This is a genomic window from Nocardia sp. NPDC051929, assembly GCF_044548645.1.
Lineage (GTDB): Bacteria > Actinomycetota > Actinomycetes > Mycobacteriales > Mycobacteriaceae > Nocardia > Nocardia sichangensis.
In genome coordinates, this window is the sequence record NZ_JBIUCG010000004.1 from 65,693 (window position 1) to 81,745 (window position 16,053).

General features: G+C 68.4%; 15 protein-coding genes. 7 read left to right on the forward strand and 8 right to left on the reverse strand.

Annotation, left to right across the window (positions count from 1 at the left end; all coding sequences use genetic code 11):
* Positions 1–8 precede the first annotated feature (8 nt).
* Genes ACIHAX_RS06315 through ACIHAX_RS06330 form a run of 4 tightly spaced genes read left to right on the forward strand, consistent with a single transcriptional unit; the run spans position 9 to position 4,664 of the window.
* On the forward strand, positions 9–1,223 hold the full coding sequence (locus tag ACIHAX_RS06315; protein WP_355071153.1) for an HpcH/HpaI aldolase/citrate lyase family protein: 1,215 nt from the start codon (positions 9–11) through the stop codon (positions 1,221–1,223).
* Complete coding sequence (locus ACIHAX_RS06320; RefSeq protein WP_364424825.1) at positions 1,220–2,680, forward strand: phosphoribosyltransferase family protein; 1,461 nt, start codon at positions 1,220–1,222, stop codon at positions 2,678–2,680. The genes ACIHAX_RS06315 and ACIHAX_RS06320 overlap by 4 nt, the downstream gene beginning before the upstream one ends.
* Positions 2,677–3,816 carry a cysteine protease StiP family protein gene (locus ACIHAX_RS06325; RefSeq protein ID WP_355071157.1) on the forward strand — a complete coding sequence of 380 codons (1,140 nt, stop codon included), beginning with the start codon at positions 2,677–2,679 and terminating at the stop codon, positions 3,814–3,816. Before ACIHAX_RS06320 ends, ACIHAX_RS06325 begins: the two co-directional genes overlap by 4 nt.
* A 59-nt stretch (positions 3,817–3,875) precedes the next feature.
* Positions 3,876–4,664, forward strand: a complete 789-nt coding sequence (locus tag ACIHAX_RS06330) for an HAD family hydrolase (RefSeq protein ID WP_397276349.1) — start codon at positions 3,876–3,878, stop codon at positions 4,662–4,664.
* Here the strand turns inward: ACIHAX_RS06330 and ACIHAX_RS06335 are convergent.
* Positions 4,636–5,031, reverse strand: coding sequence for a hypothetical protein (locus ACIHAX_RS06335; RefSeq protein WP_397276116.1), 396 nt, complete (start codon positions 5,029–5,031; stop codon positions 4,636–4,638). The genes ACIHAX_RS06330 and ACIHAX_RS06335 overlap by 29 nt on opposite strands.
* Positions 5,032–5,043: 12 nt before the next feature.
* On the reverse strand, positions 5,044–5,442 hold the full coding sequence (locus ACIHAX_RS06340) for a MerR family transcriptional regulator (protein ID WP_397276118.1): 399 nt from the start codon (positions 5,440–5,442) through the stop codon (positions 5,044–5,046).
* Between the two features lie 47 nt (positions 5,443–5,489).
* Between ACIHAX_RS06340 and ACIHAX_RS06345 the strand changes: the two genes are divergently transcribed.
* Positions 5,490–6,287, forward strand: a complete 798-nt coding sequence (locus ACIHAX_RS06345; RefSeq protein ID WP_356963106.1) for an MBL fold metallo-hydrolase — start codon at positions 5,490–5,492, stop codon at positions 6,285–6,287.
* Positions 6,288–6,290: 3 nt separating this feature from the next.
* On the opposite strand, the gene ACIHAX_RS06350 is transcribed toward ACIHAX_RS06345, so the two are convergent.
* The 5 genes from ACIHAX_RS06350 to ACIHAX_RS06370 all read right to left on the reverse strand — a co-directional run bounded on the left by ACIHAX_RS06350 (position 6,291) and on the right by ACIHAX_RS06370 (position 10,954).
* Positions 6,291–7,136, reverse strand: coding sequence for a hypothetical protein (locus ACIHAX_RS06350; RefSeq protein WP_355071170.1), 846 nt, complete (start codon positions 7,134–7,136; stop codon positions 6,291–6,293).
* A gap of 119 nt (positions 7,137–7,255) precedes the next feature.
* Complete coding sequence (locus tag ACIHAX_RS06355) at positions 7,256–8,758, reverse strand: hypothetical protein (protein ID WP_397276121.1); 1,503 nt, start codon at positions 8,756–8,758, stop codon at positions 7,256–7,258.
* Between the two features lie 103 nt (positions 8,759–8,861).
* Positions 8,862–9,626, reverse strand: coding sequence for an AIM24 family protein (locus ACIHAX_RS06360; protein WP_355072070.1), 765 nt, complete (start codon positions 9,624–9,626; stop codon positions 8,862–8,864).
* A 2-nt stretch (positions 9,627–9,628) separates the two neighbouring features.
* The gene (locus tag ACIHAX_RS06365) at positions 9,629–10,324 is read right to left on the reverse strand and encodes an AIM24 family protein (RefSeq protein WP_356963104.1); all 696 of its coding nucleotides are present in this window, start codon (positions 10,322–10,324) and stop codon (positions 9,629–9,631) included.
* Positions 10,325–10,330: 6 nt separating this feature from the next.
* Entirely contained in the window at positions 10,331–10,954 is a 624-nt protein-coding gene (locus ACIHAX_RS06370) for an AIM24 family protein (protein WP_364424877.1), read from the reverse strand.
* Between the two features lie 181 nt (positions 10,955–11,135).
* Between ACIHAX_RS06370 and ACIHAX_RS06375 the strand changes: the two genes are divergently transcribed.
* A complete protein-coding gene (locus ACIHAX_RS06375) occupies positions 11,136–12,557 on the forward strand; it encodes a TerD family protein (RefSeq protein ID WP_355071175.1) in 1,422 nt (473 codons plus the stop codon).
* A 28-nt stretch (positions 12,558–12,585) separates the two neighbouring features.
* The gene (locus tag ACIHAX_RS06380) at positions 12,586–14,157 is read left to right on the forward strand and encodes a TerD family protein (protein WP_397276124.1); all 1,572 of its coding nucleotides are present in this window, start codon (positions 12,586–12,588) and stop codon (positions 14,155–14,157) included.
* A 21-nt stretch (positions 14,158–14,178) separates the two neighbouring features.
* On the opposite strand, the gene ACIHAX_RS06385 is transcribed toward ACIHAX_RS06380, so the two are convergent.
* Positions 14,179–15,909 carry a glycosyltransferase family 87 protein gene (locus ACIHAX_RS06385; protein WP_397276127.1) on the reverse strand — a complete coding sequence of 577 codons (1,731 nt, stop codon included), beginning with the start codon at positions 15,907–15,909 and terminating at the stop codon, positions 14,179–14,181.
* Between the last annotated feature and the right edge of the window lie 144 nt (positions 15,910–16,053).

The window sequence follows — 16,053 nt, forward strand, 5'->3', positions numbered from 1 at the left end:
GGGCAACGATGACCGCAGGCATCGCCGTCCAGCAGGAGGTTTCCCTGCGGAAGCGAATGCCGCTGCGCCACTTCCGGCAGTTGCCCGGACCGGAGGCGAGGCGTCTTTTCCACCGGCAGCCCGAACCGTTCGGCGACGACAACACCGACCGCGAGCTGCTCGCGATCGGTCTCGGTGCGACGCTGTACGCGCCCGCGACCAGGCCCGATCTCGCGCTGACGATCGGCAGGCGGGCCGGGCACGGCGTGTGTTCGATGGTGATCGACCTCGAGGACGCGGTGGCCGATCACGAGGTGGAGTACGCCAAGCGGCAGACCGTCGACGCGCTGGATCTGCTCGCGGGCAGCCACGACGCCAACCCGCTGTTGTTCGTTCGGGTGCGCGACGCGGACACGATCACCGAGCTCATCGAGCAACTCGGACCGGGCGCCAAGGTGCTGACCGGGTTCGTGTTCCCGAAGTTCGACAGCGTCACCGGGCCGAAGTACCTCAACGCGCTGAACGTGGCGGCCCAGCGGCTGGGCCGGCCGCTGTACGGGATGCCGGTGCTGGAGTCGGCGGGGCTGGTGCATCGGGAGACCCGCGATTACGAACTCACCCAGATCGCGGCGCTGCTGGCCGCGCACCGGGACCGGGTGCTCGCGGTGCGGGTCGGCGCGACCGACATGTGCTCGACCTTCGGCATCCGGCGCGACCGCGACCTGACCATCTACGACGTGCGCGTGGTCGCCGACGTCATCGCCGACATCGTGAACTACCTGGGGCGCGCGGACGGAACCGGATTCGTCATCACGGGGCCGGTGTGGGAGTACTTCGCCGATCACGAACGGATGTTCCGGCCGCTGCTGCGGACGGCGCCGTTCGAGGAGTCCGACGCGGTGCCGTTCCGGCAGTACCTGGTCAGCCGGGATCTGGACGGTTTGCTGCGGGAGATCACGTTGGACCGGGCCAACGGCATCCAGGGCAAGACGGTGATCCACCCGTCCCACGTGGCGGCCGTGCACGCGTTGTCGGTGGTGACACACGAGGAGTACTCGGACGCGCTGGACATCCTGCGCGACGACGTCGGCGGCGTGGCGGCCTCCGGCTACCGGAACAAGATGAACGAGATGCGGCCGCATCGCAGTTGGGCGCGACAGACCCTGTTGCGCGCGCGGGTGTTCGGCGTGGCGAACAAGGGAGTGTCGTTCGTGGATCTGCTGACGGCGTTGGTCACCGTATGAGCCGAACCGCGACCGATTTCGGCGACAACGAAACATTCTGGGCGACAAAAGTACTCGGTATAGACCTGCATCACGATCCGGTGCGCGAACTCGGCTCGGACCGGCTGCGCACGGCGCGTTTGCCGATCACGGCCCTGGTGCAGCCGGGTGTGCGCCACAACAATCGGCGCCGGGCGCACCTGCTGGTTTCCACCGTGCTGGGCAAGCATCTGCCGACCGATCCGCGGGTAGTGCTCGGTGCGGGCGATCAGCTGGGCGATCTGGTCCGCGCGGTGCTCGGTGAGCGCGATGCCGTCGTGCTCGGATTCGCCGAGACCGCAACGGGTCTCGGTCATTGTGTGGCCGCGCGAATCGGCGCGAGCTGCTACCTGCATTCGACCCGGCGCGCGGTGCCGCACGCGTCGACGCTCGCCGGTTTCGAGGAAGGGCACTCGCACGCCACTTCCCACCTGCTGCAACCGGCGCCTGCCGACATCTTCGTCAACGATCTGCCGCTGGTACTCGTCGATGACGAGATTTCCACCGGCGCGACGGCGATCGATGCGGTGCGCGCGCTGCACGCCTTCGCGCCCCGTGCGCACTACGTGCTCGCGTCACTGGTCGATCTGCGCACCGAGGCCGATCGCGCCCGATTCGACGCGGCCGCGGCCGAACTCGGTGCCCGGATCGACACGGTCTGTCTCGCCATCGGTCGCGCGTCGCTGCCCGACGGGCTGGTCGAGGCGGTCGGCGCCCTTCCCGAACCGCGGCTCAACCCGACCGCCGCGCATCTCGGTTCGTTCGGGCGCGTCGAACTCCCCTGGCCGACCGCGGTTCCAGAGGGTGGCAGGCACGGCGTACTCGCTTCCGACATCGGCGCGTTCGAGGCGGCGCTGCTGGAAGCAGGCCAGGCTTTGACCGCCCGGCTCGACGCGGACTTCGCGGGCAGGCCCGTCATCGTGCTCGGACACGAGGAGCTGATGTACCTGCCCCTGCGATTGGCGGCGCTGCTCGCCGAGTCGGGCACGCCCACCCGCTTCCAGACCACCACGCGATCGCCCGCGTACGTGCTGGATGAGCCGGGATATCCGTTGCGGCGAGGGTTTCGCTTCACCGCGCCCGAGCCGGGCGATGCCGCGCCGCGCTATCTCTACAACGCGCAGTGGCCCGCGACCTCGCTCGACCTGTTCGAGGCCGACTTGGCGGGGCTGGTCGCCGCCCCGTCGGAGCGCGATGCCGCCGTGACGATCACCGACGACGGTGTGGACAGCGGCGCGGAGGGCGACGGCCCGGCCGCCGATCCGGTGCTCGTCGTCGTGGTCGACTCGCCTGCCGACACCGCGGAGCTGACGGCCGAACACGGGCTGATCGATGTACTGACCGCTTCCGGGGCCGACGTGCTACTCGCGGTGCTGCCGGAGGCGGATCCGCGGCGGCTGTACGCCGAACGCGTGGAGTCGAACGGGAGCCGGATATGACCGGTACCAGGGTGGGCGCGCTACCCATCCCGCTGCACGGACCGGAATTCGGCTCCTACGCGGCCGAGGAAGTTTCCTGGCTGCTGAAGGATCTGTCGGAAGTCGACCTGGAGGCCGACATCGCCGAGCGGGAACGGCGGATCCAGGCCGGGAAGGCGCACTACGCGGAGTCGCTGCCGATCGAATATCAGCCCGACGCGTCGTACCGGGCGCTGTTCGACGAGGTGCTCGCGGCCAGCGCCGAACGGCTCGCGCTGGCCGTGGCGACCGTGTCGGAGCTGGTCGTCGCCGAACGTGGCGAGGACGTCGTCCTGGTGTCGCTGGCCCGCGCGGGCACGCCGGTCGGCATTCTCATGCGCCGGTGGCTGCGTTCGCGGCGTCCGAGCCTGGAGGTGCCGCACTACGCGGTGTCGATCGTGCGGGATCGCGGCATCGACGCGGTGGCGCTGGACTATCTGGCCGAGCAGCACGATCCGTCCTCGGTCGTGTTCGTGGACGGATGGACCGGCAAAGGCGCGATCACCCGCGAACTGACCGAAGCGCTGGACGCCTACCACGCCGCCGGTGGCCCGCGGTTCGACGACGAATTGGCGGTGCTGGCCGATCCAGGGCACTGCGTGCGCACCTACGGCACCCGCGACGACTTCCTGATCGCCTCGGCCTGCCTGAATTCGACTGTCTCCGGCTTGGTTTCGCGCACGGTTCTGAACGACACGCTGATCGGACCCGGCGATTTCCACGGCGCCAAGTTCTACCGCGAACTGGCCGGTGACGACGTGTCCGGGCGCCTGCTGGACACCGTGAGCGGCGCCTTCGACGCGATCCGCGATCGGGTGCCCGCCGAGGTGGCCGCGATCCGCGCGAGCGACCGGACGCCCACCTGGACCGGCTGGGCATCGGTGGAGCAGGTGCGGGAGCGGTACGGCATCACCAGCGTGAACTTCGTGAAGCCCGGTGTCGGCGAGACCACGCGGGTGCTGCTGCGGCGGGTGCCGTGGCGGGTGCTGGTGCGCGAGGCGGACGCCCCGGAGCACGCGCACATCCGGATGCTCGCCTCGGCCCGGGGTGTCCCGGTCGAAATCGTCGCCGACCTGGCATATTCGTGTATGGGATTGATCAAGGACGTGCAGCAGTGAACCTATCCCCGGCAACCCATCGAAGACGGGCGCTGATCGCGACCGACCTGGACCGGACGATGATCTACTCGCGTAACGCCTTCAGCACCACCGCCGACGTGCCGACGGTCTGCGTGGAGCATCTGGAAGGGGCGCCGCTTTCGTTCATGACCACCACCGCGGCGCTGCGGATGCAGACCCTGACCGAACCCGCCGCCGTCGTTCCCACCACCACCCGCACCATCAAACAGTTCGACCGCATCCGGCTGCCCGGAGCGCCGTGGCGCTACGCGATCACGAGCAACGGCGGGAACATCCTGGTGGATGGCGTGCCCGATCTGAGCTGGCGCATCGACATCGACGCCAAGGTCCGTGCGGGTGGGGCCACCCTGTCCGAGGTGAGCAAGGAATTGCACACCCGCATCGACGACTCCTGGGTCACCAAGTTCCGCGTGGCCGACCACCTGTTCTGCTATCTGGTGGTCAAGCCCAAAGCCGTCCCCGAGGGATTCCTCGCCGAGTGGGACGACTGGTGCCGTCCGCGCGGCTGGTCGGCCTCCCAGCAGGGCCGCAAGATCTACACCATGCCGGTCGCGGTCTGCAAGAGCCGCGCGGTCGCCGAGGTGCGCAATCGCCTCTGGGAAAACCGGGAACTCGCCGACGAGGCGCGCACCCTCGCCGCGGGCGACGGCGCCCTCGACGCCGAAATGCTGCGCGCCGCCGACTCCGCCATCCGCCCCCGCCACGGCGAACTCGAACAACTCAACTGGACCCACCCCAACCTCACCGTCACCCGAGCCACCGGCATCCTCGCGGGCGAGGAGATCATCAACTGGTTCATCAAGGCTGCTCCGACGCCTTCCGAGTAGCCAGGACGGCATCGGTGTACTGCTCGGTGGTGAGATCGCCGTCCTGGATTCCGAGTCGACGAAACGTGGTACGCACGATTTCCAGCGCTTCCGCCAGCTCCGCTTCGGGCACGATGGTTTCCAGCTCGATGAACGTGCCGTCCAATTCGGGGACGGTCACCAGCGTGGCCAGCAAGTCGCGCCCTCCGGATGCGAATCGATAATCGATGCAGTGCTTTTCGAAGCAGCCCTCCGAAGACAATCGCTCGTCCGCGAGGTCATAGTAGGTGTCCTTGTACTTCGAGCGTTGACCTGCGCTCCGTGCCGCCAACGCAGCATGCACGGACTCGACGTCACGGACCCGAGCCTCGAGTTCCGCCTCGATCATGCGTCCGTCGACTCACACCAGGTCGGCGGCGGGGTCGAAGGTCGACTTGAAGTCCGGGCATTCGACCAGGGGGTCGTGGGTGCAGGTGGCGGCGTGGCGGAGGCTGTCGCGCATGCGGATGAGGCGGGTTATGTCGTCGTCGAGTTGCCGGGCTTTTTCGGCCATGCGGGCGCGTAGTTCGGCGTCGGAGGGGGAGGCGCGGAGGAAGCGGGCGATTTCGGTGAGGGTGAAACCGGCGCCGCGTGCGCAGAGGATGAGGGCCAGGCGGTTCAGGACGTCGGGGTGGTAGGTGCGGCGCAGGCCGTTGCGGCCGGTCGGGGCGATGAGTCCGCGTTTCTCGTAGAAACGCAGGGCGGAGGGGGCGAGGCCGGTTTGTTCGCCGACCTCGGCGATATCGAGCAGGTCGGCCATCTCGTCTCCTTGACTTGAACCGCGCTTCAAGTCACAGACTAGCTCACATGACAATCCATCACCTCAATTGCGGATCGGTTCGGCAGATCGAAGCCACCTACGACGGACCCGCGCCCGCGCATGCCGTGAACCACTGCCTGCTGGTCGAGACCGCGTCCGACGGCCTGGTCCTGATCGAGACGGGCATCGGACTGGACGACGTGCGCGACCCGGCGGGCACCCTCGGCGCGGACTGGGTGGCGATGGCCCAGCCCATCCTTTCCGAAGACGAAACCGCGATCCGGCAGGTCGAACGGCTCGGCTACGAGCCCGCCGACGTCCGGCACATCATCCTCACCCACCTCGACGTGGACCACTGCGGCGGATTGCCCGACTTCCCGCACGCACAGGTCCACGTCCTCGCCGCCGAACTGGCAGCGGCGCAGGCCGAAGCGCCGAGCTTCCGCTATCGCTCCGCGCACTGGGCGCACGATCCGAACTGGGTGGCCTACCCGTCGGAACCGACCGGACAATGGTTCGGTTTCAACGCGATCCAACCGAAGGACCTGCCCGACGACTTCCAGCTGATCCCGCTGGGCGGGCACACCGCGGGCCACACCGGGGTCGCCGTTCGCCACGGCGACAGTTGGTTGCTGCACTGCGGCGACGCGTACTACTACCACCGCGAACTCGATCCGGCTCCGCAGCCGCACCCGGTGCTCGACGTCGTGCAGACCGGTTCCGAGGTCCACCACGACTTGCGGCTGGGCACCCAGGCTCGGCTGCGCGAGCTACACCGCGATCACGGCGACGAGGTCACCCTGATCAGCGCGCACGACCCGTGGGAGTTCCAGCGCGCGAGCTGACCCCTACCGGCGCTGCCAGCACTGTGCCCGGTCGCCGAGATTCCACCACGAGATATAGCCCGGGTCCTGGTCGAGCAAGGTCCATCCGGCTTCGAGCAGGTCGAAGAACGCGCTGTCGGCCGTCCGCCCGCCGCGTGCTTCGCCGATGTAGATCAGCGACGAGCCGCCCGCCTCCTGGTAGGCGGCGAGGGTGCTGGAGGCCATCGGGTTCTCCCAGCCGGGCGGCCAGCAGAGGAACAGCGCGTGGTCGGCGTGCCCGGCGACCAGATCGGCCGTGGAAGACGGCGGCGTGGCGGTGGGATGCCAGGTGGCGGCCTGCCCCGGCGCGGCGGGGAAGGCCGTGTTGGTCGCCCGGTCCGGCGGGTGGGAGTCGAAAGCGCTGATGGGCACGCCGATTCGGGTGAGCTGATGCGCCCAGTAACCGCGCCCGGAGCCGACTTCCAGCACCGGCCTGCCCTGCGCGACGTCCGCTACCCAGCGCAGTGTGGCAGGTGCGGGGATCGCGTACGCGTACGCGGCTTGCAGCACGATCTGCGCATACGCCAGCCGCGCGCTGCCTTTCGGGTTGCCGCCGTTCACCTCGGCGCGGTTCGCGCGCTCCCTCGGTCCGGGCGATACCGCGGCGGCGACGATGTCCCAGTACGGATTCGTGCTGGCACCGCCGGTCATGTAGTGCAGTAGGTGTAGGTCGAACGTGGCGTCGGTGATGTCGTCACCGGTGCCGGGCAACCGGCCCGCGGTGGACCAGTAGTCCGCGACCCGCGGATACGCTGTCGCGAAGGTGGATTCGTCTTGGACGAGGTTCGTCAGCGCCGTGCGGCGCTGCGGCGAAAGCGCCAAGTCAGCCATCTTTCGATTCTCCGCCGACCGTCACCGGCCCTGGGGAACATCGAGACGAGTTCACCGACCTGTCGCGAATCCTTCGCTCTCCGTGGGTGATACGTCCACAAGCCTGTTCGCGCCCCGGCTCACCCGCTGTCGCGCATCGACACCAGTCCGCCGAGTGTGCCGAGGTAGGCCGCTCCGTCGGGGCCGAGGGCGATTCCGGCGTAATTGTTGTTGAAGCCGAGGCCGGTGCCGGACAGCTGTTTCCACACGGTCGCGCCGGTGCGGTAGTCGAGGGCCGTCCAGTACCAGGGATCGCTCGGATCGGTGCCCTTCGTGTAGGTGTAGATCAACCCGGTGGCCAGGGACAGCTTCGGTACCACCGACGGCGCGGCTTCGACCGCGTTGGTCCAGGTCAGATGGCAGCCGTTGCCGTCGGCGTCGATGTCGACACGGGCGAAGCCCGCGGCGGTGGTCTTGCCGGAGGCGACCGCGTCGGGGTGTCCGTAGCCGTAGTTGTTCTCGACGATGAGTGAGCGTCCCGCGCCGATCAGCGAGTTCTCGGTGGCGCTGTGGCCCGGCTCGAACACCGGCACCGCGCACACCTGCCGTTCGGCGACCGAGGGCGCGGTGCGGTAGACGACGACGTTCATCGGATCGGCATTGTCGGTGATGGCGACATAGCCGTCGGGCAGGACGGTGGGCGTGGTGCCGGTTCCGTCGTCCACTTGGCCCGGCTTGCGCTGGTTGCTGTTGGCGTAGGTGGTTTGCCAGGTGATCCGGGGCGCGCCGTCGGGACCGGCGTCGAAACGCAGGAGCCGCCGGTTGGTGGCGATGTAGACCTCACCGGCCGCACCGACCGCGAACGAGTTCTCGATCTGATTCTCCGTACCGTCTCCGAGCCGAACCACCTGCGCTGCTCCGGTATCCGGATCCAGTGTGCCGACCACGCCGTTCGTCTTGGCCACGAACCAGATCAGGCCGTTCGAGTCCGGCAGTGCGGAGTTCAGCGTCTCCTCCGGGTGCAGCACGCCGGTCAGGTCGTAGTCGCGTACCAGCGAGAACCCGTCGGCGGCGGGGTTCTCGGCGAACACTTGAATGTGTCCGGTGCTGGTGCCCACCACGGCGCGGTCTTCGTCATCGAGGTAGAAGTACCCGCCGCCGCCGAAATTGTCGAAAGCGCCGGGCCGCAGCGTATCGAGGGGATTCTTGCCCGGCAGTGGATGTTTGCCGAGGACGCTCATCGTCGTCGGGTCGATGAGGTAAAGGCCCGGTTGCAGCCCCAGGCAGGTGCTGACGATGCGTCCGGCGCGGTCGAACGCCACCGAACCGCACTCGCTGCCGAGCAGCAGGGAATCGGTCCGCGGTGACCGGCCGAGCGGACCGGGGCGGCGGTAGGTATCGCTCATCCACCCGTCGTTGTGGACTCCCGAGTTTCCGTTCGGCGCGAGATGTGGGTTCTGCGGGACCGGTGGGATGCCGGTGACCGGTTCGCCGCTCGCGGCGGCACCGACGAATCGCGCCGGTTCCGGCACGGCGGGCACCGAAGGAATCGGCGTCGCGGCGGCGGGCACCGCGACTACCGCGGCAAGGATTGCCGCAGGCAGGGTCGCGCGCAGAACCTGGGAGGGGAGGATGTGAAACACGAATGAACGGTATCCGGGTCCGGCGGGCCGCGAATCCCCCACGCGAGTGATTACGCGGGCACGGCCGCGACCGTCGGTACCCGATTCGCGTCGCCGCCGCGTTTCAGTACTGCTGGTGCCCGGCCAGTTGCTGGGCGATGAGTCCTTGCAGTCGTTGCAGGCCGCCGACGGTGATGCCGCTCTGGATCTGTCCCTCGATGGTGCGCACCAGCACCGAGTCGCTGAGCACCTTCTCGCTGGACTGGATCAGCACGGTCCCCGCGCCGGTGAAATCGAACTGGCGCTCCTCACCGGAGTTCACGCCGAATCGTGCCGCACCGGCGGCCAGGAAACCCGAGATCCAGCGTTCGTCGTAGTGGTGGCTCGGGGAGGGGCAATCCGCCCAGCCGACCAGCGACTCGGGGTCGACGCGCAGCGGTGGCTCGGCGAACATCACCGGCCCGTTGGAAGAGGCGAGGAACTTGCCGGTGCCGATCAGCGTGAGGAACCCGGGCACGATGGACTGGTTGAGCGACAGGCCCGGCTCGAAGGCCAGCAGGTTCGCCGCCCGGATGGTCAGGTTGCCGTTGTCCTCGAGATCGTAGGAGTTGATGTCGTAGCCACGGTCGCCGATGATCAGCTTGCCGTGCCCCTCCGCGACGACGTAGTCGCCGGTGAACAGCGGCGCCGAGAACTGCTGCGACACCATGTGCAGCAGTCCGCCCTGCAACCCGTGGCTGAGCGCCTGGAACCGGATGTCGCCGTAGTAGGCGATCATCGCGCCCTTGCGCATGAACCACGGCTTGTTCAGGTCGATGCAGTAGGCGTAGCTGTTTCCCGGGATGTTGTCGCTCTCACCGAGGTTCATGGGGTTGAGGATCTGGGACATGCTCACAACTTCTCTTCGGAGGCCTGCACGTAGACGACGCCCTGCCCGACGCAATGCAACTGCATCGCCTCGCCGGAACCGCGCCCGACGGCGTCCCGCCAGCTCAGCGCCGCTTTGAGCTCGGTCTGCACATTGCCGTAGGCGGCGACGAAGGCTTGCGGATCGACCACGACCGGATTCGGGCCGCCTACTTGCAATTCCAGGAATCCGCCGTGCGCGAGCAGCACCGCGGCGCCCTGCCCGGACAACTGGGTGGTGAACAGGCCCTGTCCGGTCAACGCCCCCGAGGCGGCGCCACGCAGCGCGCCCATCAGGCCGCCACCGCCTCCGCCACCCGAACTCATCACGGAGACCACCGAACTCTGCAATCCGGCGGTGTTGGCGAGCAGTCGCGAAGCCTCGACGCGCAACGTCGCACCCGGCTGCATGTGCACGACGTGCACCTCCAGGCCGGCGAATCCGTAATGGACCTCGCCATTGCCCTGCGCGAGCATGGTGCGCTCGTGCTCACCCGCCATCGCGCGGCCCGCGAGCCCCATCAGCCCGCCCATGCCGCCCATCCCTTGCGCCCCCGGAACCTGGTGGGGGGCAAAGGAAACATCGCCGGTGTAGAACAGCATCGCGCCGTTGCGAGCGACCACGCCGCCCGCCATTCCGACGTTGACCTTGACGACTTTGCCGTTGATCTTCTCGAACATCCGTCTCTACCGTTCCGCCGGTTGGATCAACACCACGCCGTGGCCGTCCCAGCGCAGCGAGAACGCCTCGCCCGCGTCCTGACCGACGAAACTGCGCCAGGACACGTCGGTGACGAAGGACTGGTTGAGGTTTCCGCGCGCCGCGACGAACGCGTCCGGATCGACGATCAGCGGGTACTGCGGCGAGACCTCCAGGTGGATGAGCGGACCGCCGGCCGAGAGCAGCGCGACCTGGCCCTGGCCGGAGACAGTCGTGGTGAACAGGCCCTGTCCGGTCGACGCACCGCGCAAACCGGCGAAACGCACGTCGGTGCGGAGGTTCCCGGCGAACGCGAGCAGTTGTTGCGACTCCACTTGCAGCGTCTCGTTGTTCAAGTCGACGACGGTGACGTGCTGGCCGTTGACCGCGAAGAACACTCGTCCGTGACCGGCGCACTCCATCAGCGAGAGCTTCTCACCGGTGGCTCGGCGCTTCAGCCCGGCGAGCACGCCGTCGCCACCGCCGAAGCCGGCCGCCTTGAACTGCACGTTTCCCTCGTAGGCGATCATCGAACCGGAGATCGCGCGGAGGCTGGTGCCGGCCAGACGGGCCTCGATCACCTTCTTCGACTGCTCGAACAGTTGCGCCATGGAATGTTTGCCTGCTGTCTCGATCGGGAACACGGTGGGATCGCCGTATTCCATCTACGTGCCGTCACCCTAACCGATGGTTCCGTGGGTGTCGGGGCAGCACGGCCGTTCGATTCCAGCGCCGCGCAGCGCGTTTCTCGTAGAGTGTCAGGCGAACGCACCGACAAGCGAAGGGTCGAACTTGTCCGCAACTCTCGCCAAGGGCCAGAACGGTCCGCTGGCCACCAACGACGTGGTGATATCCGTCCAGCTCACGGCGCCGGCGGATTTGTCGGCGCTACTGGTCACCGAGCGGGGCAAGGTCCGTTCCGATGCGGATTTCGTCTTCTTCAACCAGCCGAGCGGCCCCGGGGTCAATCTGCAGCCTGCGCCCGCGGGCCAGCCCGCGTCGCTGGCTGTGTCGCTGAACGCGGTGCCCGCCGACATCGATCAGATTCGCGCTGTGATCACGCTCGACGACGCGAACAGCAATTTCGGTAGGTTCCCCGCCCCGACCGCGATCGTGTCGGATGCGGCCGGAAATCAGTTGTACGCCTATCGGATCGACGGGCTGAACACCGAGTCGATCGTGATCGCGCTCGAGCTGTACCGCCGCCAGGGTGCGTGGAAGGTGCGTGCGGTCGGACAGGGCTACGCGGGCGGTTTCGCCGCGCTGGTCACCGATCACGGTGTGACGGTCGACGATGCTCCCGCCCAGCCCGCTCAGGCTCCCCAGGCCCCGCCGCCGCCTCCGCAGCAGCCGGTTCAGCAGCCGCCCGTCCAGCAGCAGCCGAACTACCCGCCGCCGACCACCCCGGCGTACCCCACCCAGCAGCAGGCGCCGCAGTACGCGCCGACCGGTGGTTATCCGCCGCCCGGACCTGGCTACCCGCCGCCCGGCCCCGGCCAGCCACCGCAGGGTGCCCCTGGTTATCCGCCGCCCGGTCCGGGTTACCCGCCGCCGCCCGGCCCCGGGCCCGGCTACCCGCCGCCCGGCCAGCCGCCGCAGCCGCAGCAGCCCGCCGAGGTCAGCCTCAGCAAGGACCGCCCGGTCAGCCTGGTCAAGGGGCAGCGCGTCACGCTGCGCAAGGAAGGCGCCGCGCTGACCTTCGTGAAGATGGGTCTCGGCTGGGATCCGGTGCGCAGCCGCGGCATGTTCGGCAACCGCACGGTCGACATCGACCTCGACGCGTCGGTCATCATGTTCGCCGACATGAACCCGGTGGACGTCGCGTACTACGGACAGTTGACTTCCAAAGACGGCTCCATCCGCCACCAGGGCGACAACCTCACCGGTGAGGGCGAGGGCGACGACGAGGTGATCCTGGTCGACCTGACCCGCGTCCCCGCGCACGTCAACACGCTGCTGTTCATCGTGACCTCCTACAAGGGCCACACCTTCGAGCAGGTGCAGAACGCGTTCTGCCGCTTGGTCGACGGGACGAACAACGGCGAGCTGGCCAGATACACCCTCGCGGGCGGCATGCCGTTCACCGCGATGGCGATGGCCAAGCTGTACCGGGTGGGCAACGACTGGAAACTGCAGGCGCTCGGCGAAGGCTTCCAGGCCAAGCATCCGGGTGAGGCGGTGCCGCAGCTCGGCCGCTTCCTCGTCAACGGTTGATCGGCGGCGGGACAGCAGGGCGGACAAGGTGATTCAACTGCAGGCCGGTCAGAACATCCCGTTGACCGGTGAGGTCGTTCGTTTCAGTGCGAAAGCCGAGGCTGCCCTCGATGTTTCCGCGCTGGTGGTGGCGGAGAACCTGAAGGTGTTCTCCAGCGACGATTTCGTCTTCTACAACCAGCCCGCCACGGCAGGGGTCGCCTTGGCGGCCGACGGGGTCACGATCACGCTCACCGAGGTGCGCGCGGACGCGAAGGCCGTACTACTCGTGGTCAGCGTCGATCCGGCCGCCCCCGCGCGGGCGGGCGGGCTCGGGCCGGTCACCGCCACCCTGTCCGAGAACGGCAGCGCGACCGCCGAATTCGCGATCACCCCGTCGTCCGGTGAGACGGCGCTGATCTGCCTGGAGGTGTACCGGCGCGGTCCGGCCTGGAAACTGCGGGCGGTGGGCCAGGGTTACGCGGGCGGCCTCGCCGTGCTGCTCACCGCGCACGGCGTCGAGGTCGACGGTGCGGCCCCGGAGCAGGCCGACCAACCCGGTACGCACACCATGTCCGGTCCACTGGCGGGTGACGCGCAGATCGCCGCTGCCGGTGCGCCGCTGGAAGTCGGTCACGGCCTGGAACGGCTGTGGATGGTGTTCGAGGACGCGGCGCGGTCGGCCGCCGCGCTGGTATCGGCACGTGAGTACGCGGCCAAGCGGTTGGATCACGAGCTGTCGCTCGCCGTCTCCGATCCCGCGACCAGGAACACTCCGGCGGCCGAGCAGGCGCGCAGCGCCGCGCAGCAACGGCACGACGAACTAGTCGACACCGCCGAGCGCAACCACCAGCGGGATGCCGAACAGCTGATGGGCGAACTCGCCGCGGCCGACCGGGTGCTGCCGCGCGCCCTCGCGTCCTGGGACTCACCCGCTTGGGACAAGCCGTCCGCGCCGAGCGACGGTATCCGGCTCGGTGAGTTGTACGCGCTCGACCGGGGATCGCTGCGTATTCCGTACTGTGTTCCGGTGCCGCTGAATCGGCCGCTGTGGATCGATGCCGAGTCGACCCGTGCGGTCGCGCCGGTCGTGGGCGCACTGCTGGCGCGGTTGCTCGCCACGGCGCCGCAACGGCGAACGCTGGTCGACATCATCGACCTCACCGATGCGTTCGGCGGCTTCACCGGCCTGCTCGCTCCCGTGCTGAACGGACCGCCGATCACCGACCACGCCGACATCTCGGCGCGGCTGCAAGCGCTGGTGGACGCGGCCGAACTGGCCGAATTGGCTTATACGAGCGGCGCTTTCACGCCGCCCAGCGAGCACCGGGTCCTGCTGGCCGCGGACTTCCCGCACGGCTACCAGAGTTCGGACGCGCAGCGCATCGGCGCGTTGATCACGCGCGGCGAGCTGATCGGACTGTCCATCGTGATCGTGGGCGCGAACGAATCCGATTCGGCCGACACCACCGTGGCGATGCTGTCGCAGTCGTGCCGCCACCTGCCGACGATCGGCGGCACGCCGCTGTTCGATCCATGGACCGGCAGCGCGTGGCAACTCGATCTGGACCTGTTGCCGCACGAGCCGGAACGGCAGGCGCGCTTCCTGCGTACGAGGTGAGCGCCTGAACCGGCGACCGGGTCAGCCGCCCGCGACCGCCGTACGCGGCCGCAGCGGCTCAGGCAGCCAGGGCAGCGGCGGATCCGGCATGCGGTCGACGACACCGCCGACCGGGTCGTCGACGAAGTCGCGCCGCACCAGGTCCTCCTCCGGGCGGTAGATCTGGCGCACGATCAGGGCGCACAGTCCCACCACCGCCAGGTCGCGCAGGGCGACGGTGCCGGTGAACCACTGCTCTGGCAAACCTTTGCGGTCCAAACCGAGGTAGTAGAACATTCGCGGCACCCAGACCAGCGCGTCGACGGTCATCCAAGTCAGCAGGATGCGCCGGTGCGGCAGCGCCAGGACGGCCAGCGGCACCAACCACAACGAGTACTGCGGACTCCACACCTTGTTCGTCAGCAGGAACGCCGCGACCACGAGGAAGCACAGTTGCGCCAGCCGCGGCCGTCGAGGCGCGGTGAATCCGATGTAGGCGATCACCGCGCAGGCCGCGACGAACGCCAGCAGTGAGACGGCGTTCAGGATCGCGGGCTGCTCCCCGTAGGTCAGCGCGCCGTCGAAGCCGCGCCAGCCGGTGAACGAGGAGATCACGTTGTAGATCGAGTCCGGGTCGGCGTGCCGGGTGGTGTTGAGCCGGAAGAATTCCTGCCAGCCGTTCGGGAACAACGCGGCGATCGGAAGGTTCACCACCAGCCAGGTCGCCAGCGCGGCGCACATCGCGACGGACGCGGCGCCGATCGGTCGGGCGCTGAGGAATTGGATGCGGTAGGGCGTCTCCCGCACCCACGCCAGGAAGGTCGGCCAGCCGTCGATGTCGCGTATCCGCAGGCCGAGGTGCGTGCGCAGCGTGCGTTGCCTCGTCTCGGTACGCAGGCACAGCACGAGGATCGGCCCGAGCAGCAGCAGCGGATACAGTTTGGCGGCGCCGCCCAGACCGAGCAGCACGCCCGCCAGCACGGGTTTGCGCCGGGCCCAGGCGAGCAGGCCGGTCGCGGCGAAGGCGGTCGCGAGCGCGTCGAAATTGGTGAAGGCGTGCACGATCACCAACGGCGAACAGGCGACCAGCGCCGCGTCCCAGATCCGGCGGCCGGACAGCAACGCCGATGCCCAGACGGTGATCAGCCAGGCCATGGCGAGACCGACCGCGACGATGTTGAAGTAGATCACCACTTGGAGCGCGCCGGGCAGCGGCGAAGCGTCCCAGCTCTTCGCGATCCGCATCGAAAGGTACTGGTACAGGCCCGAGAGCACGGGATATTCCATGTACCGCGTCTCCCGTCCACCGTCGGGAGTCTGTTCGGTCCACTGCTTCTTGTACGGGAAGGCGCCTTCGTTCAGGCGCTCGGCCCCGTAGAGCGGCACGGTGTCCGAATAGCACATCGCCACGTACTGGCGGCCGTTGTTCCAGTCGAGCGTGGGACCGTCCGCGCCGGTGGTCTGCTGGATGCATCCCGCTTTGCCGAACCAGCCGAGCGCCAGGAACATCAGGGCGAACGCCATCAGCACCCGCATGGGCGTCCAGAACCGCACCCGCCCGATCAGCGCATGATCACCGACCGGCCCACCGATCACCGTCGACAATTGCGCGGCGAGCGAATCGTTGCGACTCGGCCGGTCTCGCGCGTCCGCCGATCGCAGATCAGAGGCGAGCGGAGCAGGGGCGGCGTAGTACGCCCCACCGGGCGCCTTCTGGTCCGACAGCGGTGCCCTCCCATTCCTCCGTGGCTCCACCAGCTGCTGATCGGTCACGGAAACCGAGGCTACCCGGAGTACGGCCCACGGTCCGGACCGAGTCGGCTTCGGTCTTCCGCGCGTTGCCATCCGCGCACGGCCTCCGAGGTGCTACCAGGATCCGAATGGTTTCTGGTACAAGACTCCGATCTGATCTCTTCC